At 72.4% G+C, this 24,224-nt stretch carries 23 protein-coding genes; 7 read left to right on the plus strand and 16 right to left on the minus strand.

Features of this window, described 5'->3' with window-relative positions; genetic code table 11:
* Window positions 1–64: 64 nt before the first annotated feature.
* From BX283_RS19460 to BX283_RS19495, 8 genes are read right to left on the minus strand one after another with little or no spacing between them, the layout of a single operon-like run.
* Window positions 65–673, minus strand: a complete 609-nt coding sequence (locus BX283_RS19460) for a TetR/AcrR family transcriptional regulator (RefSeq protein WP_101388843.1) — start codon at window positions 671–673, stop codon at window positions 65–67.
* Window positions 661–1,395, minus strand: coding sequence for an enoyl-CoA hydratase family protein (locus BX283_RS19465; protein ID WP_101388844.1), 735 nt, complete (start codon window positions 1,393–1,395; stop codon window positions 661–663). Before BX283_RS19465 ends, BX283_RS19460 begins: the two co-directional genes overlap by 13 nt.
* The gene (locus tag BX283_RS19470) at window positions 1,392–3,002 is read right to left on the minus strand and encodes a 4-coumarate--CoA ligase family protein (RefSeq protein ID WP_101388845.1); all 1,611 of its coding nucleotides are present in this window, start codon (window positions 3,000–3,002) and stop codon (window positions 1,392–1,394) included. Before BX283_RS19470 ends, BX283_RS19465 begins: the two co-directional genes overlap by 4 nt.
* A gap of 20 nt (window positions 3,003–3,022) precedes the next feature.
* Window positions 3,023–4,204, minus strand: coding sequence for an acyl-CoA dehydrogenase family protein (locus BX283_RS19475; RefSeq protein ID WP_101388846.1), 1,182 nt, complete (start codon window positions 4,202–4,204; stop codon window positions 3,023–3,025).
* Entirely contained in the window at window positions 4,201–6,108 is a 1,908-nt protein-coding gene (locus BX283_RS19480; protein WP_101388847.1) for a biotin carboxylase N-terminal domain-containing protein, read from the minus strand. The genes BX283_RS19475 and BX283_RS19480 overlap by 4 nt, the downstream gene beginning before the upstream one ends.
* A gap of 7 nt (window positions 6,109–6,115) precedes the next feature.
* On the minus strand, window positions 6,116–7,717 hold the full coding sequence (locus tag BX283_RS19485) for an acyl-CoA carboxylase subunit beta (protein ID WP_101388848.1): 1,602 nt from the start codon (window positions 7,715–7,717) through the stop codon (window positions 6,116–6,118).
* Entirely contained in the window at window positions 7,714–9,396 is a 1,683-nt protein-coding gene (locus BX283_RS19490; RefSeq protein ID WP_101388849.1) for an acyclic terpene utilization AtuA family protein, read from the minus strand. The genes BX283_RS19485 and BX283_RS19490 overlap by 4 nt, the downstream gene beginning before the upstream one ends.
* Window positions 9,396–10,184, minus strand: a complete 789-nt coding sequence (locus tag BX283_RS19495; RefSeq protein ID WP_101388850.1) for a TIGR03084 family metal-binding protein — start codon at window positions 10,182–10,184, stop codon at window positions 9,396–9,398. Before BX283_RS19495 ends, BX283_RS19490 begins: the two co-directional genes overlap by 1 nt.
* 430 nt (window positions 10,185–10,614) lie before the next feature.
* On the opposite strand from BX283_RS19495, the gene BX283_RS19505 reads away from it, so the two are divergent.
* The 3 genes from BX283_RS19505 (at window position 10,615) to BX283_RS19515 (ending at window position 12,401) form a co-directional block, all read left to right on the plus strand.
* Window positions 10,615–11,139 carry a DUF6879 family protein gene (locus BX283_RS19505; protein WP_101388851.1) on the plus strand — a complete coding sequence of 175 codons (525 nt, stop codon included), beginning with the start codon at window positions 10,615–10,617 and terminating at the stop codon, window positions 11,137–11,139.
* 16 nt (window positions 11,140–11,155) lie between these two features.
* Window positions 11,156–12,004 carry a helix-turn-helix transcriptional regulator gene (locus BX283_RS19510; RefSeq protein ID WP_101388852.1) on the plus strand — a complete coding sequence of 283 codons (849 nt, stop codon included), beginning with the start codon at window positions 11,156–11,158 and terminating at the stop codon, window positions 12,002–12,004.
* 61 nt (window positions 12,005–12,065) lie between these two features.
* Window positions 12,066–12,401: a hypothetical protein gene (locus BX283_RS19515; RefSeq protein WP_101388853.1), complete on the plus strand. Its 336-nt coding sequence runs from the start codon at window positions 12,066–12,068 to the stop codon at window positions 12,399–12,401.
* On the opposite strand, the gene BX283_RS19520 is transcribed toward BX283_RS19515, so the two are convergent.
* Window positions 12,349–13,302, minus strand: coding sequence for a DMT family transporter (locus BX283_RS19520; protein ID WP_101388854.1), 954 nt, complete (start codon window positions 13,300–13,302; stop codon window positions 12,349–12,351). The genes BX283_RS19515 and BX283_RS19520 overlap by 53 nt on opposite strands.
* 135 nt (window positions 13,303–13,437) lie before the next feature.
* Complete coding sequence (locus BX283_RS19525; RefSeq protein WP_373979202.1) at window positions 13,438–16,293, minus strand: FAD-binding and (Fe-S)-binding domain-containing protein; 2,856 nt, start codon at window positions 16,291–16,293, stop codon at window positions 13,438–13,440.
* 110 nt (window positions 16,294–16,403) lie between these two features.
* On the opposite strand from BX283_RS19525, the gene serC reads away from it, so the two are divergent.
* Window positions 16,404–17,522, plus strand: coding sequence for a phosphoserine transaminase (gene serC, locus BX283_RS19530; RefSeq protein ID WP_101388856.1), 1,119 nt, complete (start codon window positions 16,404–16,406; stop codon window positions 17,520–17,522).
* 267 nt (window positions 17,523–17,789) lie between these two features.
* On the opposite strand, the gene BX283_RS19535 is transcribed toward serC, so the two are convergent.
* Entirely contained in the window at window positions 17,790–18,776 is a 987-nt protein-coding gene (locus tag BX283_RS19535; RefSeq protein WP_101388857.1) for a hypothetical protein, read from the minus strand.
* A 68-nt stretch (window positions 18,777–18,844) separates the two neighbouring features.
* On the opposite strand from BX283_RS19535, the gene BX283_RS19540 reads away from it, so the two are divergent.
* Window positions 18,845–19,525 (plus strand): GDSL-type esterase/lipase family protein, encoded by a 681-nt coding sequence (locus BX283_RS19540; RefSeq protein WP_101392463.1) that lies wholly within the window; start codon window positions 18,845–18,847, stop codon window positions 19,523–19,525.
* 10 nt (window positions 19,526–19,535) lie between these two features.
* Here BX283_RS19540 and BX283_RS19545 read toward each other — a convergent pair whose 3' ends face one another.
* The 4 genes from BX283_RS19545 to BX283_RS19560 form a co-directional block, all read right to left on the minus strand.
* A complete protein-coding gene (locus BX283_RS19545; RefSeq protein WP_101388858.1) occupies window positions 19,536–20,534 on the minus strand; it encodes an aldo/keto reductase in 999 nt (332 codons plus the stop codon).
* A gap of 59 nt (window positions 20,535–20,593) precedes the next feature.
* On the minus strand, window positions 20,594–21,604 hold the full coding sequence (locus BX283_RS19550; RefSeq protein WP_101388859.1) for an aldo/keto reductase: 1,011 nt from the start codon (window positions 21,602–21,604) through the stop codon (window positions 20,594–20,596).
* A 55-nt stretch (window positions 21,605–21,659) separates the two neighbouring features.
* Window positions 21,660–22,259, minus strand: a complete 600-nt coding sequence (locus BX283_RS19555; protein ID WP_101388860.1) for a Uma2 family endonuclease — start codon at window positions 22,257–22,259, stop codon at window positions 21,660–21,662.
* Window positions 22,260–22,363: 104 nt separating this feature from the next.
* Entirely contained in the window at window positions 22,364–22,888 is a 525-nt protein-coding gene (locus tag BX283_RS19560; RefSeq protein WP_218976521.1) for a MarR family transcriptional regulator, read from the minus strand.
* 84 nt (window positions 22,889–22,972) lie between these two features.
* Here BX283_RS19560 and BX283_RS19565 point away from each other — a divergent pair, with 84 nt between their 5' ends.
* Window positions 22,973–23,431 carry a carboxymuconolactone decarboxylase family protein gene (locus BX283_RS19565; RefSeq protein ID WP_101392465.1) on the plus strand — a complete coding sequence of 153 codons (459 nt, stop codon included), beginning with the start codon at window positions 22,973–22,975 and terminating at the stop codon, window positions 23,429–23,431.
* Between the two features lie 9 nt (window positions 23,432–23,440).
* Here the strand turns inward: BX283_RS19565 and BX283_RS40670 are convergent, their stop codons facing one another.
* The gene (locus tag BX283_RS40670; RefSeq protein ID WP_180357200.1) at window positions 23,441–23,584 is read right to left on the minus strand and encodes a hypothetical protein; all 144 of its coding nucleotides are present in this window, start codon (window positions 23,582–23,584) and stop codon (window positions 23,441–23,443) included.
* Between the two features lie 37 nt (window positions 23,585–23,621).
* On the opposite strand from BX283_RS40670, the gene BX283_RS19570 reads away from it, so the two are divergent.
* A complete protein-coding gene (locus BX283_RS19570) occupies window positions 23,622–24,218 on the plus strand; it encodes a hypothetical protein (RefSeq protein WP_143676438.1) in 597 nt (198 codons plus the stop codon).
* The last annotated feature ends 6 nt before the right edge of the window (window positions 24,219–24,224 follow it).

Here is a 24,224-nt window from a genome sequence, read left to right on the forward strand (position 1 = left end):
CGTCTGCGGCCCGGTGGTCCGTTGTGCCCACCCGTTCCGCCCTGCGGAACGCCTGCCCACAACGTCAGCCGAGGGCGCCATCCACCAGCTCGGCCCACTGCGCCACCACCCGGCGCCGTCGCGCCCCGTCGTCCGTCAGGACGTTCGCCAGACCCAGGCCGCGGGCCATGTCCAGGAGGCCCTGGACCGTTTCCCGTACGCCGGGCACCGACTCGTCCGCGCCGAGCAGGGCTACCGCGATGCGGTGCGACTCCCGGCCGACCCGTGCCTCCAACTCCCTTACGCGCGCGTACAGTTGGGGTTCGTTCGCGGCGGCCACCCACAGGTGCAGGGCGGCCCGGAACAGGGGGCCCGTGTAGAGGTCGACGAGGCTGGCGACCACGGTGTGGCGGTCGGTGGGGCCCAGGGCGCGCAGGGCCGTGGAGCGCTCCTCGGCCACGTACTCGACGGCCGCCGTGAACAGGTCCTCCCGGGTGGGGAAGTGGTGCTGGGCCGCGCCGCGCGAGACACCGGCCCGTTCCGCGACGACCGAGACCGTGGAGCCCGCCCAGCCGTGTTCGGCCAGGCACGCCACCGCGGCCTCCAGGAGGCGCTGCCGGGTGGCCCGGCTGCGGTCCTGCTTCGGCGCGTTGGGGCCCTTGGCCGAGGCAGTCGCCGAGGTCACAACACCCATGGGGGCTCCCGTCGCTCCAGGAACGCCGTCACGCCCTCCTTCGCCTCCGCGGAGGCGAACAGGGCCGCCGAACGCGCGCTCAGGTCTTCTGTCCAGCGGTCGAAGGTCTCCACCACGGTAGCCGTGACCAGTGACTTCGATGCGGCCAGGCCCTGCGGGGAGGCCCGGCGCAGCCCGTCGAGTACGGGTGCGAGGGCCGTGTCCACGTCGTCGGCCGCCTCGGTGAGCAGTCCGGCCCGTACGGCCTCGGCCGCCCCGAACCGCTCCCCGGTGAGGTAGTAGCGCCCGGCGGCGCGCGGGTCCATGCGGGGCAGCAGGGGCATGGAGATCACGGCGGGGGCGAGGCCGAGCAGGGCCTCGGTGAAGGCGTACGAGGAGTCGGGCCCGGCGACCGCGATGTCGCAGGCGCCGAGCAGCCCGAGCCCGCCGGCCCGTACGTGTCCGGTGACCCGGGCCACGACCGGTTTGGGCAGCTCGACGACGGCCCGCATCAGGGCCACGAAGGCGGCCGGGTCGGGCGGCGACTTGAGGTCGGCGCCCGCGCAGAAGGTGGTGCCGGTGTGGGTGAGCAGGACGGCCCGTACGCCCGGGTCGGCGGCGCAGTCGGCGAGGGCCGCGCCGAGTTCGCCGACGAGGGCGGCCGACAGGGCGTTGCGGTTGGCGGGCGAGTCCAGCGTCAGCGTGGTGATGCCCCGGTCGTGCGAGCGGTGTACGACGGTCATGCGGTGCCCTTCCCACTGTTCTGGACCTGGTGGCGTTCGCGCAGTTCGCGGCGGAGGATCTTGCCGGTCGCCGCGCGCGGCACGCCGCCGATGAACTCCACGCGGCGGACCTTCTTGTACGGGGCGACGCGCTCGGCGACGTAGGCCATGACGTCCTCGGCGGTGAGGTCCGGGCTGCCCGGTGCCCGGACGACGTAAGCGCAGGGCACCTCGGTGCCGTCCTCGTCGTACACGCCGACGACCGCCGCGTCCGCGATGGCGTCGTGGGTGAGCAGGAGTGCCTCCAGTTCGGCGGGGGCGACCTGGAAGCCCTTGTACTTGATGAGTTCCTTGACGCGGTCGACGACGAAGAGCCAGCCGTCGGCGTCGACGTGTCCGATGTCGCCGGTGTGGACCCAGCCGTCGGCGTCGATCATCTCGGCGGTGGCCTCGGGGCGGCCGAGGTAGCCCTTCATGACCTGCGGGCCCCGGATGGCGATCTCGCCGGTCTCGCCGGGGGCGACGTCGCGACCCGGCTCGTCCAGGGAGAGGAGGCGCATCTCGGTGCCGGGCATGAGTTTGCCGACGGTGCCGGGCGGCGGGTTGGCGGCCGACAGGGGCACGGCGTGGGTGCCGGGCGAGAGCTCGGTCATGCCGTACGCCTGGCGCACCGGCGGAAGCCCCAGCCGGGCCGAGCAGGCGGCGGCGAGCCGGGCGTCCAGCGGGGCGGCGGCGCTGACGATGTACTCCAGGGAGGAGAGGTCGTACTGGGCGACCGCCGGGTGCTTGGCGAGGGCGAGGACGATCGGCGGGGCCACGTACAGGCCGGTGATGCGGTGGCGCTCGATGGTGGCGAGGAACTGGTCGAGGTCGAAGCGCGGCAGGACCACGACGGTGGCGCCGTGCCGCAGCGGGGCGTTGAGCAGCGCGGTGAGGCCGTAGATGTGGAAGAACGGCAGCACGGCGAGGATGCGGTCGCCGGGGCCCATGGGGGCCAGCGGGTGGATCTGGGCGAGGTTGGTGGCGATCGAGCGGTGGGTGAGCATCACGCCCTTGGGGACGCCGGTGGTGCCCGAGGAGTAGGGCAGGACGGCGATGTCCTCGCCGGGGTCGATGTGCACGGCGGGTTCGGGGGCGGTGGAGGCGAACATGTCGAGGACCGAGCGGTGGCCGTCCGCCCGGTCGCAGACGAATATCTCCGCGATGCAGCCGCTGAGTTCGGCCGCGCGGCGGGCCGTCTCCAGAAGTGGCGCGATCGTGACGATCCAGCGGGCCGAGGAGTCGGCGATCTGCTTGGCGAACTCCTCGGCCGTGGCGAGCGGATGGACGGTGGTCACCGAGGCCCCGGCGCGGGTCGCCCCGTAGAACACGGCGGGGAAGAGCACCGAGTTGGGGCTGTGCAGGGCGAGGACGTCGCCCTTGCGCAGCCCGGCCTCGGCGAGCGCGGCGGCGACCCGGCGGTGCCGCACGTCGAGCAGGGCGTACGAGACGGAGGTGGCGCCCGTCGGGTCCGTGCCGTCGATCAGGGCGGTGGCGGCGCCGTACCGGGACGCCGCGTGCCCGAGGACCGCCTGGTGGATGGGTTCGTCGACGACCGGGACGGCCGCGTACTCGCTGTGGAAGACCATGGGGGCACGTCCTAGTACGGCTAGTACGACTTGGGAAGCCCCAGCGTCTGATGCGAGACATAGTTGAGGATCATCTCGCGGCTGACCGGCGCGATCCGGGCCACGCGCGCCGCCGTGATCAGGGCCGCGAGCCCGTACTCGCGGGTGAGGCCGTTGCCGCCGAGGGTGTGCACGGCCTGGTCGACGGCCTTCACGCAGGCTTCGGCGGCCGCGTACTTGGCCATGTTGGCGGCCTCGCCCGCGCCCATGTCGTCGCCGGCGTCGTAGAGCGCGGCGGCCTTCTGCATCATCAGCCGGGCCAGCTCCAGTTCGATGTGGGCCTGGGCGAGCGGGTGGGCGATGGCCTGGTGGGCGCCGATGGGCGCCTTCCACACCTGCCGCTCGCGCGCGTACGTGAGCGCCCTGGCCAGCGCGTACCGGCCCATGCCGATCGCGAAGGCGGCCGTCATGATCCGCTCGGGGTTGAGCCCGGCGAAGAGCTGGAGCAGCCCGGCGTCCTCTCCCCCACTGCCGAAAGCGTGGGAGGTGCCCCCACCGACGAGCGACGCGGCGGGCAGCCGCACCTCGTCGAGTACGAGCTCGAACTGCTTCTCCTGGGCCTGGAGTTCCATGTCGATCTGCGAGCGCTGGAAGCCGGGGGTGTCGCGCGGGACGATGAACAGGCACGGCTTGAGGCTGCCGGTGCGGGCGTCTTCCGTACGGCCGACGATCAGGGTGGCGTCGGCGATGTCCACGCCGGAGATGAAGACCTTGCGGCCGGTGAGGATCCAGCCGCCGCTCTCCTCGTCGCGGCGGGCGGTGGTGGTGATGCGGTGCGAGTTGGAGCCCGCGTCGGGCTCGGTGATGCCGAACGCCATGGTCTTCGAGCCGTCGGCGAGCCCCGGCAGCCAGGTGCGCTTCTGCTCCTCGGTGCCGAAGCGGGCGATGACCGTGCCGCAGATGGCGGGCGAGACGACCATCATCAGCAGGGGACACCCGGCGGCCCCCAACTCCTCCAGGACGATGGAGAGTTCGGCCATGCCGCCGCCCCCGCCGCCGTACTCCTCGGGCAGGTTCACCCCCAGGTAGCCGAGCTTGGCGGCCTCCGCCCACAGCACCTCGCGGTCGTGTCCCCGGCCGTGCCGCTGCCCGAGGGCCGCGACGGCGGCCCGCAGGTCCTTGAGTTCCTGGCTCTCGATGGCGCTGCTGCGTACTGCGGTCATGACGGCTGGTCCTCCTGGGCTGCGGGTGCGTCCTGTACGACGGCGAGCAGGGCGCCGACCTCGACCTGGCGGCCGGGGGCGGCGTGGAGCGCGGTGAGGGTGCCGGAGGCGGGGGCGGTGATGGGGTGGGTCATCTTCATCGCCTCCAGCCAGATCAGCGGCTGCCCCGCCGTGACCCGGACCCCTTCGGCGAGCCCCTCCGCGACCCGGACGACCACGCCCGGCATGGGGGCGAGCAGCGAGCCGGGGGCGAGGAGTTCGCTGGGGTCGGTGAAGCGGGGGTGTGCGGTGAGGGCGTACGAGCCGGTGGCGGTGTCGACGTACACCTGGTCGCGATAGCGCGCGATCCGGAAGTCCCGGGCGACTCCGTCGACTTCCAGGCGTACGAGACCGGGCTCGGCGGCCTCCAGGCGTACGTCCGGGAAGCCGTCGGCGGTCAGGCCCTCGCGGGTGAGGCGGTAGCGGATCTCGTGGTCGCCGTACCGCTTGGCCTGCGGCTGGGACGGCAGGTTGCGCCAGCCACCGAAGCGGGAGGGGCGGCCCGCCGCGTCCGCGAGCGCGGCGGCGAGGGCCGCGTGCGCCTCGCCCGCGCGCGGCTCGGTGAGGGCGGGCAGGTGCCGGTCGTAGAAGCCGGTGTCGACGCGGCCGGAGGTGAAGTCCGGGTGGCGCAGGGAGCGTACGAGCAGGTCGCGGTTGGTCTTCGGCCCGTGGATACGGGCGCGTTCGAGCGCGCGGGCGAGGGTGCGGACGGCCGCTGCGCGGGTGGGGGCGTGGACGACGGCCTTGGCGAGCATGGCGTCGTAGTGGACGCCGATGGTGTCGCCGTCGCCGTAGCCCCGGTCCAGGCGGACGCCGGGGACGTCGAGGAGGTGCAGGACACCGGTCTGCGGGGTCCAGCCGCCCGCCGGGTCCTCGGCGTACAGCCGCGCCTCGACGGCGTGCCCGGTCGGCTCGGGCGGTTCGGCGGGCAGGGCGGCGCCTTCGGCGACCTGGAGCTGGAGCGCGACGAGATCGATGCCGAACACGGCCTCCGTCACGGGGTGTTCGACCTGGAGGCGGGTGTTCATCTCCAGGAAGTACGCCCGGCCCCGGCCGTCGACGAGGAACTCGACCGTGCCCGCGCCCCGGTAGGAGACGGCCCGGGCGGCGGCCACGGCGGCGGTGCGCAGCCGGGTGCGCAGGGCCTCGGGCAGGCCGGGCGCCGGTGCCTCCTCGACGACCTTCTGGTGACGGCGCTGGAGAGAGCAGTCGCGGGTGCCGAGCGCCCAGACCGTGCCGTGCGCGTCGGCCATGATCTGCACCTCGACGTGGCGCCCGCGCTCCACGTACGGCTCGGCGAACACCTCGCCGTCCCCGAAGGCGGACCGGGCCTCGGCGGCGGCCGCCTCCCACTCCCCTGGCAGCTCGCGCAGGTCCCGGACGACCCGCATGCCCCGGCCGCCCCCGCCTGCCGCCGCCTTCAGGAGCAGCGGCAGATCGGCGGTGGTGGCCTTCGCCGGGTCGACGGGGGCGAGCAGCGGCACCCCGGCCGCCGCCATCAGCTGTTTGGCGCGGGTCTTGGAGGCCATCGCCTCGATGGCGGCGGGCGGCGGCCCGATCCAGGTCAGCCCGGCGTCGACGACCGCCTGGGCGAAGCCGGCGCTCTCGGAGAGGAACCCGTACCCGGGGTGCACGGCTTCGGCGCCCGCCGCGAGCGCCGCCTTCACGACGAGGTCGCCGCGCAGATACGTCTCGGCGGGCGAGGACCCGGGCAGCCGTACGGCCGCGTCGGCCTCGTGGACGTACGGCAGCGACGCGTCCGGGTCGGAGTGCACGGCGACCGTGGAGATGCCCAGGTCACGGCAGGTGCGAAAGACCCGGGAGGCTATCTCGGCCCGGTTGGCGACGAGTACGGACTGGATCATCAGCGCCTCACATCCTGAAGATGCCGAAGCCGCCGCGCGCGCCTTCGACCGGGGCCGTGTGGACGGCGGACAGACATATGCCGAGGACCGTGCGGGTGTCGCGGGGGTCGATGACCCCGTCGTCGTACAGCCGCCCGGACAGGAACGTGGGCAGGGACTCCGCCTCGATCTGCTGCTCGACCATGGCGCGCAGCCCGGCGTCGGCCTCGTCGTCGTACGGCTGCCCCTTGGCGAGCGCGGAGGCGCGGGCGACGATCGAGAGGACCCCGGCGAGCTGCTGCGGCCCCATGACGGCGGACTTGGCGCCGGGCCAGGCGAAGAGGAAGCGCGGGTCGTAGGCGCGCCCGCACATGCCGTAGTGCCCGGCGCCGTACGAGGCCCCCATCAGCACCGACAGATGCGGCACCTTGGAGTTGCTGACCGCGTTGATCATCATCGCGCCGTGCTTGATGATGCCGCCCTGCTCGTACTCCTTGCCGACCATGTAGCCGGTGGTGTTGTGCAGGAAGAGGAGCGGGATGTCGCGCTGGTTGGCGAGCTGGATGAACTGGGCGGCCTTCTGCGACTCGGCGGAGAACAGCACGCCCTGGGCGTTGGCGAGGATGCCGACGGGGTAGCCGTGCAGCCGCGCCCAGCCGGTGACCAGGCTCGGCCCGTACAGCGGCTTGAACTCGTCGAAGTCGGAGCCGTCGACGATCCGGGCGATGACCTCGCGCGGGTCGAAGGGCGTCTTGAGGTCCCCCGGCACGATCCCGAGCAGCTCGTCCTCGTCGTACTCGGGCGGTTCGTACGGGACGGCCGGGTCCGGGTGCGCCTTGCGGTGGTTGAGGCGGGCGACGATGCGCCGGGCCTGGCGCAGGGCGTCCTGCTCGTCCACGGCGTAGTGGTCGGCGAGGCCGGAGGTGCGGGCGTGCATCTCGGCGCCGCCGAGCGACTCGTCGTCGCTCTCCTCGCCGGTGGCCATCTTGACCAGCGGCGGCCCGCCGAGGAAGACCTTCGACCGCTCCTTGATCATGACGGTGTGGTCGGACATCCCGGGTACGTACGCGCCGCCGGCGGTCGAGTTGCCGAACACCACCGCGATGGTGGGGATCCCGGCGGCGGAGAGCCGTGTGATGTCGCGGAACAGGGCCCCGCCCGGGATGAAGATCTCCTTCTGGGAGGGCAGATCGGCGCCGCCGGACTCGACGAGGCTGATGCAGGGCAGCCGGTTGGCGTACGCGATCTCGTTGGCCCGCAGCGCCTTCTTCAGCGTCCATGGGTTGGAGGCGCCGCCGCGTACGGTCGGGTCGTTGGCCGTGATCAGGCACTCCACCCCCTCGACGACGCCGATCCCGGTGACCATCGAGGCGCCGACGGGGTAGTCGCTCCCCCAGGCGGCGAGCGGCGACAGCTCCAGGAACGGGGTGTCGGGGTCGATCAGCAGCTCGATGCGTTCACGGGCGAGCAGCTTGCCGCGCCCCCGGTGGCGTTCGACGTACTTGGGGCCGCCGCCCGCGAGCGCCTTGGCGTGCTCGGCGTCGAGCTCGGCCAGCTTGGCGAGCATGGCCTCGCGGTGGGCGGCGTACTCGGGCCCGGCCGTATCGAGCGCGGTGGGCAGGACGGTCACAGCAGCACCTCCGGGATGTCCAGGTGGCGCGAGCGCAGCCACTCGCCGAGCGCCTTGGCCTGGGGGTCGAAGCGGGCCTGCGAGGCGACGCCCTCGCCGAGGAGGCCGTGGACGGTGAAGTTGAGGGCGCGCAGGAGGGGGAGCTGATGCCTGACGACTTTCAACTGACGGCTTTCAGGTATCAGTTCCTGAAATCGCTCAACTGTCAGTTCATGCGCCAGCCACCGCCAGGCGTCATCGGATGTCACCCACACACCGACATTGGCGTCTCCACCTTTGTCACCACTGCGGGCTCCGGCGACGAGGCCGAGGGGCGCGCGGCGGGTGGGCCCGTCGGGCAGGGGCGCGGGCGGCACCGGCTCTCCGACATCCTCAAGGACCCGAGTCCGTACGGGATGGGGCATCGACTGCCGTACGCCATCGGGCAGCACGGCGATATGCGCGACCTCGCCCGCCTCGACGTACTCCGCCTCGAAGACGCCGTAGGGGGCGCCCTTCCCGGGCGGGGCGGTCACATGGAACCCCGGGTAGCTGCCGAGGGCGAGCTCGATGGCGGCGCCGCTGACGGTACGGCCGACGGCGTCCGGGTCGGGGTCGCGGACGACGAGACGCAGGAGGGCGCTGGAGGTCTCCTCGGTGGGGGCGTCGGGGCGGTCGGTGCGGGAGAGTTCCCAACGGATGTCGGCGGGCCGGGACTTGGCGCGCCGGAACGATTCCTCGATCTGTGCCCGCACGAGGTCGGCCTTGGCCTCGATGTCGAGCCCGCTGAGCACGAAGACGACTTCGTTGCGCCAGCCGCCGATGCGGCAAAGCCCGACCTTGAGGGTGGGCGGGGGCTCCTCGCCGCGTACGCCGGTGATCCGCACCCGGTCGGGCCCGTCCGCCGCGAGCCGTACGGTGTCGAGCCGGGCGGTGACGTCGGGCCCGGCGTACCGGGCGCCCCCGGTCTCGTACAGGAGCTGCGCGGTGACGGTGCCGATGTCGACGACACCGCCGGTGCCGGGGTGTTTGCCGATGACGCTGGTGCCGTCGGAGTGGATCTCGGCGAGGGGGAAGCCGGGGCGGCGGACGTCGTGGTCGCGGAAGAAGGCGTAGTTGCCGCCGGTGGCCTGGGTGCCGCACTCCAGTACGTGCCCGGCGACGACGGCCCCGGCGAGGGCGTCGTACTCCTCGGGCCCCCACCCGTGCCACCACGCGGCGGGCCCGGTGACGAGGGCGGCGTCCGTCACCCGCCCGGTGACGACGACGTCGGCCCCGGCGGCGAGGCAGGCGGTGATGCCGGTGCCGCCGAGGTATGCGTGGGCGGTGAGGCCACCGGGGCGCGGGGGAAGGGAGTCGCCCTCGACATGGGCGACGCGGACGGGAAGGCCGAGCCTGCCCGCCAACTCCCGTATCTCCTCGGCGAGTCCGGCGGGGTTGAGTCCCCCCGCGTTGGTGACGATCCGCACCCCGCGTTCATGGGCGAGCCCGAGGGACTCCTCCAGCTGGCGCAGGAACGTCTTGGCGTAGCCGAGGCGGGGGTCCTTGAGGCGGTCGCGGCCGAGGATGAGCAGGGTGAGCTCGGCGAGGTAGTCCCCGGTGAGCACGTCGAGCGGCCCGCCGGTGAGCATCTCGCGCAGGGCGTCGAAGCGGTCGCCGTAGAACCCGGAGGCGTTGGCGATGCGCAGCGGCCGCCGCATCAGGCCCCCTTGGGCGCGCGTCCGGGCCCGGCCGGGCCCGCGAAGGCCTGGGCGATGTCGAGCCAGCGGTCGGCGTCGGGGCCGTGGGCGCGGACGGCGGTGTCGGAGCGGTGGATGCGCTGGGTGACGAGGAGGCAGAAGTCCAGGGCGGGGCCGGTGACGCGCTGGGCGGCGTCTTCGGGTCCGTACGTCCACAGGCCGCCGCCCGGCCCGGTCAGCTCGACCCGGAACTCCTCGGCGGGCGCGGCCAGCCCCCGTACGGCGAAGGCGAAGTCACGCGCCCGTACGCCGATCCGGGCGACGTGGCGCAGCCGGTCGGTGGGCTCGCGGGTGCGGCCGAGGGCGTCCCAGACGTCCTGGCCGTGCGCCCAGGTCTCCATCAGACGGCCGGTGGCCATGGAGGCGGCGGACATGGGCGGGCCGTACCAGGGGAAGCGGGCGCGGGGTGGGGCGGCGCTGAGGGCGTCTCGCAGCCGGGCGCGCCCGTCCCGCCAGCGCCGCAGGAGCTCGTCGGGTTCGAGCCGGGCGCCCGCCTCGGCCCCCTCGTCGACGAAGGTGTCAGGCGAGGCGGCGGCCTTCTCCACCTCCGCCGCGAACGCCTCGGCGTCGGTGACGGCGAGCAGGGCGGCCCGGTCGGTCCAGGCCAGATGCGCGATCTGGTGCGCGATGCGCCACCCCGGCGCGGCGGTCTCCCGCGCCCAGTCGCCCGGACTCAACGCCCCGACGAGCCGGTCGAGTTCCTCCCCTTCGGCGCGCAGATCGTCGAGCACGGCGTTCGCATCGGACACGGGGGTGGTCCCTTCGGGTGGGGATGCGGGGTGCGTGTCCGGGAGCATGGCAGCGACCCGCAAAACAAGCAAGCGTGCTTGCATTGTTTTTTGGCGGGGGCGTGGGGTGGTGCGGGGGCGCTCAAGTGCTGGGCGGGGATGCGCCCTTGCCGGTGCGGGCGGGTCGGCGAGATGGTGGTGCAACCAGACGCAACAGGACCGATGGCGGAGGTCGTCATGGCATTACGGTTCGTCGGGAAAGATCCGGAGTCCGGAGATCACGGTTCTCCCGCAGTGTGGGTGGACGAGGAGACGAAGGATCTGGTCGTCCAGGGGTGGAAGGTGGACGCTCGGACAGCGGACGAGAGCTCGAAGGACGTCCCGCTCCCCGGGCACGAGGCAGTGATCCGGTTACCGAAGCGGATGGTCCCGCTTCTCAAGGAGGCACTTGATGTCGCAGACCTTGGATAGCTTCGCGGAACGCATCAGGTCGGCACGGCGATCGGCCGTCCACCTGGAAATGCGGGACGTGTACGGGGTGGAGAACGAGATCGAGGAGTTCGCGGCCTGGAGGAAAGGCCACCGGCTCGACCCCGAGGACCGTGCGTCGTGGTGGCGCCCGTGGCACGACCTCGTACAGGAGGTCACCGCGAAGGGCGTGGTCATGCGGCGCGCCCGCATCGTCTCGGAGCCGGTGAGCGACTACATCCGCTTCGAACACCACGGGACGTTCACCAACATCGCCGCCGGCGAACAGGTCCGTTGGCTGGCCCGGCGCAGTGCGTCGGACCTGAGCCTGCCCGGCAATGACTTCTGGCTCTTCGACGACCAGCTGGTCCAGTTCAACATCTTCGACGGGGACGGTCGTTGGGTCCACACGGACCACACCGACGAGCCCGCTGTGGCCCAGCTGTGCGCCTCGGCGTTCGAAGCCGTCTGGGACCGAGCCGTCCCGCACGAGAAGTACGGCGTCTGACGCAGGCAACTGGTTCATGCCCTCATCACCGCTCTCCAGCGCCGAGGCGGCTCGGGCGGCCGTAGCGGCCCGGCTGCACGGCATCATGCAGGATGCCGGACTGACAGGGCATGAACTGGCCGCCCTCTGCGGCTGGCACAAATCGAAGTCGTCGCGAATCGCCAGAGGCAAGACGCCGCCCTCGGACGCGGACATCCGCGCCTGGTGCACCGCCTGCGACGCCGCCGATCAGATCAAGGACCTCATCGCGGCCGCCCGCAACGCCCAGTCGATGTACATGACGTGGCGCCAGCTCCACCGCGACGGGATGCGTCGTGTCCATGAGCAGACGAAACCGCTGTACCAGCGCACCCGCCATTTCCGCATCTACTCGTCGAGCGTCGTCCCCGGCATTCTCCAGACGGCCGAGTACGCGACAGGGCTGCTGCGCTCGATCACTGACTTCCAGGGCACCCCTGACGACGTGGCGGACGCCGTACAGGCACGCTTGGACCGGTCCCGTGTCATACAGGAGGGCGCCCACCGGTTCGCGCTGCTCCTCGAAGAGACGGTTCTCTACCACTGCGTGAGCGACGACGCGGCGATGGCGGGCCAACTCGGCCATCTGCTCTCCGTGATGGCACAGTCGAACGTATCTCTCGGCGTCATCCCTTTTGGGGCGCGTCGCGCCATCTGGCCACTGGAGGCGTTCTACGCCTTCGACGATGCCCAGGTGGCTGTCGAGACGCTGACGGCGGAGATCAACGTGTCCGCCCCGGACGAGATCCGCACCTACCTCAAGGCGTTCGCCGGATTATCCCGGATCGCCGTGTACGGCGTCGACGCCCGTGCACGGATCGCGCGAGCCATCGCCTCGCTGGGGTGATCCGATGCAACCTGATGCAACAACCTGGCGCCCCACCCACCGCCGGGCGAACCATTCCCCCATGCCCAAAAAAAACCACACCCCCGACCCCACCCCCACCCCCCGCGGCTGGCGCATCGACCCCATCCCCAGTCGCCCCGCCCGCCGCGACACCGACGGCAACGTGCGCGTCGCCCTCTGGCTCGCCCGGGACGGGCGGCACGTGGCCGATGCCGACATGGTGCTGCTGCCGTCCGAGGCCGCGCTGCTCCACGACCGGCTCGGGGAGGCCCTGCGCGGGGCCGCCCGGGAAGCCGTGCGGGAGGCGGGGCGCGGCGGCGTGACCGTGGTCGGGCCGCCCTGGGCTACCGCCCCCGGCCCACCTGCGACCGCACCGCCCCCACGCTTGCCCCGATGACCAGCGCGATCGCCAGCGCGTCCGTGGCCGACAGGGCCTGGTGGAGGACCAGGAAGCCCGCCGTCGCCGCGATGGCCGGTTCCAGGCTCATCAGCACCGCGAACGTGGAGGCGGGGAGGCGGCGCAGGGCGAGGAGTTCGAGGGTGTACGGGAGTACGGAGGAGAGGATCGCCACCGCCGCGCCCAGGCCGATCGTCGACGGGTCCAGGAGTTTCGAGCCCGACTGGATCGCGCCCAGGGGGAGTGACAGGACCGCCGCCACCGCCATCGCCAGGGCCAGGCCGTCCGCCTGCGGGAAGCGGCGGCCCGTACGGGCGCTGAACAGGATGTACACCGCCCAGCACGCGCCCGCCCCGACCGCGTACGCCGCCCCGGCCGCGTCCAGCGACCCGAACCCGTCGCCCCCGCCGCTGCCGAGCAGCGCCACGCCCGCGAGCGCCAGCCCGGCCCAGACGAAGTTGACCAGGCGGCGGGAGGCCAGGACCGAGAGGGCGAGCGGGCCCAGGACCTCCAGGGTCACCGCGGTGCCGAGCGGGATGCGGTCGACCGCCTGGTAGAAGAGGCCGTTCATGCCCGCCATCGCGACGCCGAAGGCCACCACCGTTCCCCAGTCGGCGCGCCGGTAGCCGCGTACCTTCGGGCGGCAGATCACCAGGAGCACCAGCGCGGCCGCCAGCAGGCGGAGCGTCACCACTCCCGCCGCCCCGGCCCGAGGCATCAGCATGACCGCGACCGCCGAGCCGAACTGGACCGAAATCCCGCCCGCCACCACCAGCGCGACCGGCGCAAGGGCCGCCCGGCGGCCCCGGCCCCCGCCGAGTCCGCCCGCCGCCTCCGGGGTCGCGACGGTCGCCGCCGCGGTGGCGGTCGTCGGCTCTGCGGCCGCGTGCGGAGTGGTCACCGGGGTTCCCCTAGCTGGTTCGTTAGTTCAGTACATTGGACTTCGTAATCAAAATATTGCACCCTTCCGGCCGCTCGGTCCAGCGATTTCCGCCCGTGAAACGGAATGGTGCCCTCCCATCAATGTAAGCGGCGCTCAGTCCCGCTGCCCACTACCCTCGTCCGGCAGCCCCTCCGCCAGCACCTCCGCCAGATGCCTCGCCCGCCGCCCCGCCAGCTGCTCCAGTTGCGTACGGCACGAGAAGCCGTCCGCCAGGACCTCCGTGCCGGGGCGCGCCGCCCGTACCGCCGGCAGCAGCTCGTCCTCCGCGCAGGCCACCGACACCTCCCAGTGGCCCCGCTCGAACCCGAAGTTCCCGGCCAGACCGCAGCAGCCGCCGCTCAGCGCACCCGTCAGCCCGGCCCGCTCCCGCAGCCGGCGCTCGGCCGCGTCCCCGAGCACCGCGTGCTGGTGGCAGTGGGTCTGCCCGACGACCGCCCGCCCCACGTACGGCGGGGTCCACCGCGGCGCGCACTCCTCCAGCGCCTGCGCGAACGTACGCACCGACGCCGCGAGCCGCGCCGCCCTCGGGTCGTCGGGCAGCAGCTCCGGCAGATCGGTGCGCAGCGCCGCCGCACAGCTCGGCTCCAGCACGACGATCGGCAGACCGCGGTCGAGCAGCGGCTCCACCGCGTCCAGCGTGCGGCGCAGGACCGCCCGGGCGCGGGTCAGCTGGCCGGTGGAGACGTAGGTGAGGCCGCAGCAGACCCGGCCCGGGGGCACCACGACCCCCACCCCGGCCGCCTCCAGGACCCGCACCGCCGCCCGGCCGACCTGGGGGGAGAGGTGGTTCGTGAACGTGTCCGGCCACAGCACCGCCCCGGCGGGCACGGCAGTCCGTCCCCGCCACCACCTCCGGAACGTCTCCCCCGCCAGCACCGGCAGCCCCCGTTCCGGCGCGATCCCCGCCAGCCGCTTCACCAGGGCCGCCAGCGGGCGCACCCGGGCCAGCGCGTTGAGCCCGCGCGCCCAGGGCGCGGCCAGCCGCAGCCAGCGGGGCAGCCGGCCCATCGCGTAGTGGGAGGCGGGCCGCAGCCGCCCCCGGTAGTGGTGGTGCAGGAACTCCGCCTTGTACGTGGCCATGTCCACCCCGACCGGGCAGTCGCTGCGGCAGCCCTTGCAGGACAGGCACAGGTCGAGCGCGTCGCGCACCTCCGGCGAGCGCCAGCCGCCGGTGACGACCTCGCCCGCCAGCATCTCGTGCAGCAGCCGCGCCCGGCCCCGCGTCGAGTGCGCCTCCTCGCCGGTGGCCCGGAAGGACGGGCACATCACCCCGCCGCCCGAACCGGCGTCCGCCGTACGGCACTTGGCCACGCCCACACACCGCCGCACCGCCGCCGAGAAGTCCCCGCCGTCCTGCGGATAGCCGAACTCGACCTCCACCGGCCGCCTCGGCAGCACTTCGAAGCGCAGGTTCTCGTCCAGCCGGGCGGGCCGGGCCAGCACCCCGGGGTTCAGCAGCCCCGCCGGGTCCCACACGTCCTTGAACCGGCCGAACAGCGCGACCAGTTCGGCCCCGTACATCTTCGGCAGCAGCTCCGCCCGCGCCTGCCCGTCGCCGTGCTCGCCCGAGAGCGAGCCGCCGTGCGCGGCCACCAGACCGGCCAGCTCCTCGGAGAAGCGGCGGAAGCGCGCCACGCCCGCCGCGCTCATGAGGTCGAAGTCGATCCGGACGTGGACACAGCCGTCACCGAAGTGCCCGTACGGCGTGCCGCGCAGGCCGTGCTCCCGCAACAGGGCCCGGAACTCCCGCAGATACGGGCCCAGGCGCGCGGGCGGCACCGCGCAGTCCTCCCACCCGGGCCAGGCCTCCGTGCCGTCCGGCATCCGCGTCGCCGTCCCGGCCGCGTCCTCGCGCACCCGCCACAGCGACCGCTGCCCGGCCGGGTCGGTGACCACGGCCGCGTCCAGCGGGGCGGCCGTCCGCACCAGCTCGCGGGCGCGGGCCTGCGCCTCGGCCGGGGTGGCGCCGCCCGTCTCCACGAAGAGCCAGGCGCCGCCGCGCGGCAGCCCGGCCCCGTCGCGCACCAGGTCGGCGGCCATCCCCTCGACGGTGAGCGGCCCGTACGCCAGCAGGGCGGGCGCCGCCTCGGCCGCCGCGCTCTCGTCCGGATAGCCGAGCACCGCGAGCGCCCGGGCTACGGGCATCTCCACCAGCCGTACGGTCGCCTCGGTCAGCACGCCGAGCGTGCCCTCGCTGCCGCAGAACGCCCGCGCCAGATCCGTCCCGCGCTCGGGCAGCAGCGCGTCCATCGCGTACCCGGAGATCCGGCGCGGCAGGTCCTGCGGATAGCCGGTGCGCAGGGCGGCGAGGTGGCGTTCGGTGAAGTCGCGCAGACCCGCCGGGGCGCCGGCCCAGCCCTGCCCGAGCCGGAGCGCCTCGCCCGCGCCGCTCACCACCGCCAGAGCGTGGACGTTGTCGGCGGTCGTCCCGTACGCCACCGAGTGCGACCCGCACGCGTTGTTGCCGATCATCCCGCCGAGCGTGCACCGGCTGTGCGTCGAGGGATCGGGCCCGAACGTCAGCCCGTACGGCCGGACCGCCTCCCGCAGCACATCCAGGACGAGGCCCGGCTGCACCACCGCCGTCCGCGCCGCCGCGTCCACCGACAGCAGGGCCCGCATGTGCCGGGTGAAGTCCAGGACGACCCCGGTGCCGGTGGCCTGGCCCGCGATCGAGGTGCCGCCGCCGCGCGGCACCACCGGCACCCCGTGCTCCCGGCAGACGGCGAGCGCCGCCGCCACGTCCTCGGCGTCCCGGGGCGCGACCACTCCGTACGGCACACGCCGGTAGTTGGACGCGTCCATCGTCGTCAGCGCCCGCGCGCCCGCCGAGAAGTCGACCTCCCCGCGCACGACCGCCCGCAGTTCCCGCTCCAACGCGCCGGAAGCCTCCGTGCGCCCCGGTCCGCCCGCACCACCCGTGCCGCCCACGTCGCCCATGTCTCCCATGGGAAACAGCCTGCCCTTCGCGGGCCCGAGTACGGCGGGCCGCGCCCGCGGCGCGTCTCGCGGGGTGGACCGGAGCCGCGCGCTCCACGGTGTGCCGATACCCTGCGCTCGTGGCTGAGATCCAGATTCCCGCTGACATGAAGCCCGCCGACGGCCGTTTCGGCGCGGGCCCCTCCAAGGTGCGTACGGAGGCGCTGGACGCCCTGGCCGCCACCGGTACCTCGCTCCTCGGCACCTCCCACCGCCAGGCCCCGGTCAAGAACCTGGTCGGCGAGGTCCGCCAGGGCGTACGGGACCTGTTCTCGCTGCCCGAGGGGTACGAGGTGATCCTGGGCAACGGCGGCTCGACCGCGTTCTGGGACGTCGCGACCCACGGGCTGATCGAGAACAAGTCGCAGCACCTGAACTTCGGCGAGTTCTCGTCCAAGTTCGCCAAGGCCGCGAAGCTCGCGCCGTGGCTGGCCGAGCCGTCGGTGATCGCCTCCGAGCCCGGCACGCACCCCGAGCCGGCCGCCGAGGCGGGCGTCGACGTCTACGCCTTCACCCACAACGAGACCTCCACCGGTGTCGCCGCCCCCGTCAAGCGGGTCGCGGGCGCCGACGAGGGCGCGCTCGTCCTGGTCGACGCGACCTCGGGCGCGGGCGGCCTGCCGGTCGACATCGCCGAGAGCGACGTCTACTACTTCGCCCCGCAGAAGTCCTTCGCCTCCGACGGCGGTCTGTGGATCGCGGCGTTCTCCCCGGCCGCGCTGGAGCGCGCCGCGCGGATCCACGCGTCCGGCCGCCACATCCCGGAGTTCTTCAGCCTCCCGACGGCGATCGACAACTCCCTCAAGAACCAGACGTACAACACCCCGGCGCTCGCCACGCTCTTCCTCCTCAACGAGCAGCTGAAGTGGATCAACGGCCAGGGCGGTCTCGCCTGGTCCACTGCCCGTACGAAGGACTCCTCGACCCGCCTCTACAGCTGGGCGGAGGAGTCCAAGCACGCGAACCCGTTCGTCACCGACCCGGCGAAGCGCTCGCAGGTCATCGGCACGATCGACTTCGCGGAGGACGTCGACGCGGCGGCGGTCGCCAAGGTGCTGCGCGCCAACGGGATCGTCGACACCGAGCCGTACCGCAAGCTCGGCCGCAACCAGCTCCGCGTGGCGATGTTCCCGGCGATCGACCCGTCGGACGTCGAGGCGCTGACGGCGTGCGTCGATTACGTGATCGAGCAGCTCTGAGTCTCGGCCCGGTGTTTGTCTGCGGCTGAGTGGCGGGTTGTTCGCGCAGTTCCCCGCGCCCCTGGGGGGTACGGCTTCTCCGGCAGGTTGCTGTGCCCCGCGACACCCTCGTTCGTCTGCGGGCCGGTGGCCGCTTCTCGCGCAGTTCCCCGCGCCCCTAAATACCTGTGGCTGAGGCCAGCACTCCGGCTGCGGCCTACTACCTAAGGGGCGCGGGGAACTGCGCGACCAGCCACCCACACAGCCGCAGACGAAGGCCGGGCCCGATCATCCCCGCCGGAAGCGCCGTTTCAGCCCCACCCACGCGGCCCCGGCACCCACCACCGCCAGCGCCCCGTACACCAGGTTCCGGTTGTCGCCGCCGCCCGAGTCGGCGCCGCCCTTGCTCGCGCCGCCGCCCGAGGGTGAACCCCCCTTGTCGGAGGGGGACTTGCCGGACTCCACCGCAACCCGCTTCACCGGGCTCCCCTCCCCCTCCGTCCCGAAGAGTAGCGCCTTCCCGTCCGGGGTGTACGTGACGGACTCGGCCTGGCGCATCAGCGGGGCGGACACCCCGTGCCGCGCGCCGAGCTTCCCGTTCTTCCAGTCGTACTCCGCCGCCCAGAAGTACCCCCGCAGCGCCAGCTTCGACCCGTCCGGGGAGAACGCGCCGTCGGTGACCCACGGCACGTCGTCGATCCGCCGGAAGATGTTCGTCCCGGCCGCCGAGAGCCGCTCGGGGCCCTCGTACAGCCCGCCGCCGCCCTCCTTCTTGGAGGCGATGTAGAGGCGGCCGGTCTTGGGGTGGACCATCAGCGCCTCGGCGTTGCGCGGCCCGTCGGCGTACTTCACGACGTACTGGGTCGCCTTGACGGTCGCGTCCTTGAGCCGCGCGGGCTCGGGGAACTTGTAGATCCAGACGTTCTTCCAGGTGCCGCCCAGGTTGTCCCCGATGTCCCCGACGTACACGTTCCCGTCCGAGCCGACCGAGATCGCCTCGACGTCGCGCGGGCGCCCGACGCCGGTCAGGGTGATCCTGGCGACGGTCTCGCCGGTCTTCGAGTCGACCGCGTACACATACGGCCCGTCGTCGCTGTCGTTGTGCGTCCAGTAGATCCCCGGGTGCGCCCGGCTGGCGGCGAGGCCGCTGGACTCCTTGATCCGGGGGTCCTTGATCGTGAAGTCACCGTCGTCGGCGGCGGCCGCGGCGGCCCCCAGCACGACGAGCCCGGCGGCCGTGGCGGCGGACAGAAGCGAACGCATCGGGAAACGCATGGGACCAAGTGTCCATCGTCACGTGGCAGCCCGTCGAAGCCGTCCAGGTGATCCGCCATCATGGCCCCATGCGTTTCATGTTCGTCGGCGACTCCATGACCATCGGACGCGCCGGCGACATCACCTGGCGCTACCGCATGTGGCAGCACCTCAGCACGTCCTTCGACGGCCCCTTCGAGATCGTGGGGCCGCGCACCGAGCTGTACGACACGGAGGCGGGCGCCCCGCTGTCGTACGCGTACGGCGCACCGGACTTCCCGGCTGCGGCCCGCCGCCACCTCTCCGGCTGGGGCGAGGGCTGGCTGCACATGGCCCCGCTGATCCGCGAGGCGGCGGCCGGGGCGGGCGCCGACGTCCTCCTGGTCTCCCTCGGCCTGATAGACCTCGGCTTCTACACGGACAGCGACCAGACGGCGGCCAACGTCCGCGCCTTCGTGACCCAGGCGCGCGCCGCGAACCCGGCCGTCCGCATGGTCCTGCTCCCGGTCATCCCGAACATCCGCGCCGAGTCGGACGCTCCCTTCGCGGCCGAGGTGACCCGCTTCAACGAACTCCTGGCGAAGGCGGTGGCGGACCTGGACCAGCCGTCCTCCCCGCTGCTCCTCGCCTCCCACCCGCCGACGTACGACATCCACCAGGACACGTACGACGGCACCCACCCCTCGGCCTCGGGCGAACACAAGCTGGCGGCGGCGTTCGCCGAGGCGATGCATCAGGGGTGGGGGCTGGGCGGGGCGTACACGGGCTGACGCCCGGGGCCTACCAGGCGAACGCCTCCGGCGACGGCCCCGGACCCGGGAAGATCTCCTCCAGGGACGCCAGCAGCTCGTCGTCCAGCTTCAGCGCGACCGCGCGCAGGGCCGATTCGAGCTGGTCCGCCGTGCGCGGGCCGACGATCGGGCCCGTCACGCCCGGCCGGGTGAGCAGCCAGGCCAGCCCGACCTCGCCCGGCTCCAGGCCGCGCTCGGCGAGCAGGTCCTCGTACGCCTGCACCTTCGCCCGGACCGCCGGGTCCTTCAGCAAGTCCGCCGCCCGGCCGCCGGTCGACCGCGAGCCCCCGCCCTCACGCTCCTTGCGCAGCGCACCGCCGAGCAGGCCCCCGTACAGCGGGGACCAGGGGATGATCCCGACGCCGTACTCCTGGGCGGCGGGAATCACCTCCATCTCGGCGCGGCGCTCGGCGAGGTTGTAGAGGCACTGCTCACTGACCAGCCCCAACCGCCCGGTGCACGCGGCGACTTCATTACCCTGCGCAATCTTGTAGCCGGGGAAGTTCGACGTACCGACGTACAGCACCTTCCCCTCCCGTACGAGGACGTCCATGGCCTGCCAGATCTCCTCGAAGGGAGTGGCGCGGTCCACGTGGTGGAACTGGTAGACGTCGATGTAGTCCGTGCCGAGCCGCTTCAGGCTGCCCTCGACCGCCCGGCGGATGTTGAGCGCCGACAGCTTGTCGTGGTTCGGCCAGACGGGGGCGCCGTCGGCGGACATGTTCCCGTACGCCTTCGTGGCCAGGACCGTCTTGTCGCGGCGCCCGCCGCCCTTGGCGAACCAGCTGCCGATGATCTCCTCGGTGCGGCCCTTGCCGGCGCTCTGGCCATAGACATTGGCGGTGTCGAAGAAGTTGACGCCCGCGTCGTGGGCGGCGTCCATGAGCGCATGGCTGCCGGCCTCGTCCGTCTGCGGGCCGAAGTTCATGGTGCCGAGGACGAGACGGCTGACCTTGAGACCTGTGCGTCCGAGCTGCGTGTACTCCATGAGGTACCAGCGAACCTCTTGAAGTGCGCTTCAAGCAAGCACCACGCGCCCCACGGCTGCTACCAGGCGAAGGCCTCCGGCGAGGGGCCCGGTCCGGGGAAGATCTCGTCGAGCCCGGCCAGCACTTCGTCGCTCAGCTCCAGCTCGACCGCGCGCAGAGCCGATTCGAGCTGGTCCGCCGTGCGCGGGCCGACGATCGGACCCGTCACGCCCGGCCGCGTCAGCAGCCACGCCAACGCCACTTCGCCCGGCTCCAGTTCGTGCTTGGCGAGCAGGTCCTCGTACGCCTGCACCTTCGCCCGGACCGCCGGATCGGCGAGCCCGGCGGCGGACCGGCCGCCCTTGGTACGCGACCCGTCGCCCGCCTGCTCCTTTCGCAGGGCGCCGCCGAGCAGGCCCTGGTGGAGCGGGGACCAGGGGATGATCCCGACGCCGTACTCCTGGGCGGCCGGGATGACCTCCATCTCGGCGCGGCGCTCGGCGAGGTTGTAGAGGCACTGCTCACTGACCAGCCCCAACCGCCCGGTGCGGGCGGCGACTTCATTACCCTGAGCGATCTTGTACCCGGGGAAGTTCGACGTACCGACGTACAGCACCTTCCCCTCCCGTACGAGGACGTCCATGGCCTGCCAGATCTCCTCGAAGGGAGTGGCGCGGTCCACGTGGTGGAACTGGTAGACGTCGATGTAGTCCGTGCCGAGCCGCTTCAGGCTGGCCTCCACCGAACGGCGGATGTTGAGCGCGGAGAGCCGGTCGTGGTTGGGCCAGGAGGTGACGTTCCAGGGGGTGCCGTCCTGGGTCATGTTCCCGTAGCCCTTGGTCGCCAGGACCGTCTTGTCGCGGCGCCCGCCGCCCCGCGCGAACCAGGACCCGACGATCTCCTCGGTGAGCCCCTTGTGTTCGGCTATGCCGTAGATGTTCGCGGTGTCGAAGAAGTTGACGCCCGCGTCCTGCGCGGCGTCCATGAGCGCGTGGCTGTCGGCCTCGTCCGTGAGGGGGCCGAAGTTCATGGTGCCGAGGACGAGACGGCTGACCTTGAGACCTGTGCGTCCGAGCTGCGTGTACTCCATGGGGCACCAGCGAACCTGTTGAAGTGCGCTCCAAGCAAGGGCCGTTCCCCAGGGTTCAGTCGCGGGGGAACTCGTCGGTGGTGAGGGTGAGTCCGACGGGGGTCTGGGTGAGATCGATCTCGTCACCGAAGTCGAGGGTGACCGTGCCGTGGTATTCGTCGTCCTTCGGCAGGGTGTGGAGGTGCCACTTGCCGGTGTACGGGTCGACGATCAGGTACGCCGGGACGTCGGCGGCGGCGAACGCGGCCTTCTTGGGGCCGTAGTCGTTCGAGGCCGTGCCCTTGGAAATCACCTCGGCGACGAAGTCGATGTCCTCATAGCGCCAGCGCCCCTTGTCGCCCTTGACCGCGCCGTCCTTCAGCGCCACGACGTCGCAGGCGAAGCCGTTGAGATGGCCGGGGAAGTCGATGCGGACATCGGAGGCCAGGCGCTTCAGCGGGTATTTGGTGCGCAACTGCTCGATGAGGCCAAGGATGATCTCCCAGTGGACTTGCCGTTGTGGCGCCATGGCGATGTTCCCCCCGACGATCTCGGTCTTGTAACCCTCGGGGATAGGCATCTTCTCGATCCACTCGAACATCATGTCCAGAGTGAGCTCGTCGTCGCTCGCGGCCATCTCGATCCTGTCGGTGTCTACGACGTCTACGACGGTCATCGTGGCGCTCCTCCCCGGCTGTCGCTCCCCGGCAGCCAGCCACCCGGTACAACGATACGCACGGCGCCAAGGACACGGGCTGTCGAACCCCAGTGCGTACGCGACTAGGACCCCGCAAACCAGCTCGACGCGTCGAGGCGGAACGCCTCGGGCGGGACCACCGTGCGCAGCGACGCCTCCATCTCCCGCACGGGGCCGACTCCCAGCGTACGGACCCAGTCGGCGCGCAGTTCGTCGAACACGGCCGCCGACCGGGCCAGCGCGTCGAGGCCGCGCGGGGTGATGCGGACGACCTTGCGGCGGGCGTCGGCGGGGTCGTCGGCGCGTTCGGCGTAGCCCAGGGCCTCCAGGCGGTCGACGGTCTTCCCGGCGGCCTGCTTGGAGACGCCGAGCCGCCGCCCGATCTCGCTCGCGGTCGCCCCGCCGGGCCCGACGGCCTGGAGGGCGAAGCCGTGGGCGGGCCGGAGGTCCGGGTGCCCCTGGCGGGCGAGCTCGGCGTGGAGGCGGTCGATGAGGGAGCGGAACCCGCCGAGGAGGAGCAGGGGCAGCTCATAGCCGGGGGTGGGCACCTCCTCGCTTTCCCCGTTGCGAGAACCGACAACCTGGTTTACCTTCTTATCGTCAACCACGTTGTCTATCTTACGGGGAGCAGGTACGCCGTGACATTCGTCGAGCACACCCTGGAGTCCGCGCCGGCCGAGTCGCGCCGCGCGATGGAGCAAACGATCAAGAGCCTGGGGCACCTCTCCCCGGCCGTGGCCCGGCTGGCCACCTCACCGCACACCCTGGAGGGCTTCCTCGGGATGAGTGCCCTCTTCGAGCGGACAACGCTCGAACCGGTCGCCCGCGAAGTCGTGATCATGACGGTCGCCACCCGCAACGCGTGCGACCTGTGCGTGAACATGCACACGGGCAAGCTGCGCGGGCTCGGCGCGCCGGAGGGGCTGATCGCCGAGCTGCGCGAAGGGAAGCCGCTGACGGACGAACGCCTGGAAGCGGTACGGGAGTTCACGCTCGCGGTGTACGCGACGGCGGGCGCGGTCCCCGACGACGCCCTGAACGCGTTCCTGTCCCACGGCCACACCCGCCAGAACGCCCTGGAGGTCGTCCTCGGCATCGGCGCGTACACAGTGTCGACGTTCGCCAACCGTCTGACGCGGGCGTCGCACTGAGTCCGGGCCTCAGCCCCGCGCGGCCGCCACCGCCACCACGACGAACATCAGCACGAGCACACCGGCCATGATCCGGTTCCTGGTCTTCGGGTTCACGCGTACGAGCGTAACGAACGCCCTCCCCGCCGCGTTCGGCCACCCCGGGCGCGCCACCGTACCCGGGCGATGACTCAGTGTTACCGTCCCGAAGGTGGATCACGTACGGCGTCGGCGACACCGCCTAGTTCCGGTCACCCTCCTCACGGTGGGCCTGCTGCTCGCGGGCTGCTCGTCGGGCAAGGACGAGAATCCCACCCCGCCCGGCGACACCTCGCAGACCGAGGAGTCCACCACCGGGCCGCCGCCCGCGGAGCCGACCGGGCAGCCGAGCGAGGACACGAGCGGTCAGCAGACCAACGGCGGCGAGGACGGCGGCACCAGCGGCGGCTTCAAGGCGGCGGGGCGGGTCTCGACCGACTTCGACGGGGTGTGGCCCAGCGTCAAGGTGACCTTCACCAACTCCGGCAAGGACACGTACAGCGGCACCGCGACCGTCTCCGACTGCAGCCCCACGGGCCGCTGGACGACCGGGACGGGCCCTCAGCCGGTCAACCTCTCACCCGATGAATCCGTGACGCTTGAGTGGGTGTTCGAGAACACCTCCCACGCGCCCCTCATCCCCGCCCACACCGCGTGCGTCAAGCTGACCGGCAAGCCCGAGGCGCAGAGCAGCCCCTTCCCGGCCGACACCGTGCCGCCGGACGAGGAGGAGGAGCCCGATCCCGCCTCCTCCGCCGACGCCGCCTGACCCAGG

The organism is Streptomyces sp. TLI_146 (genome assembly GCF_002846415.1).
Taxonomy (GTDB): domain Bacteria; phylum Actinomycetota; class Actinomycetes; order Streptomycetales; family Streptomycetaceae; genus Streptomyces.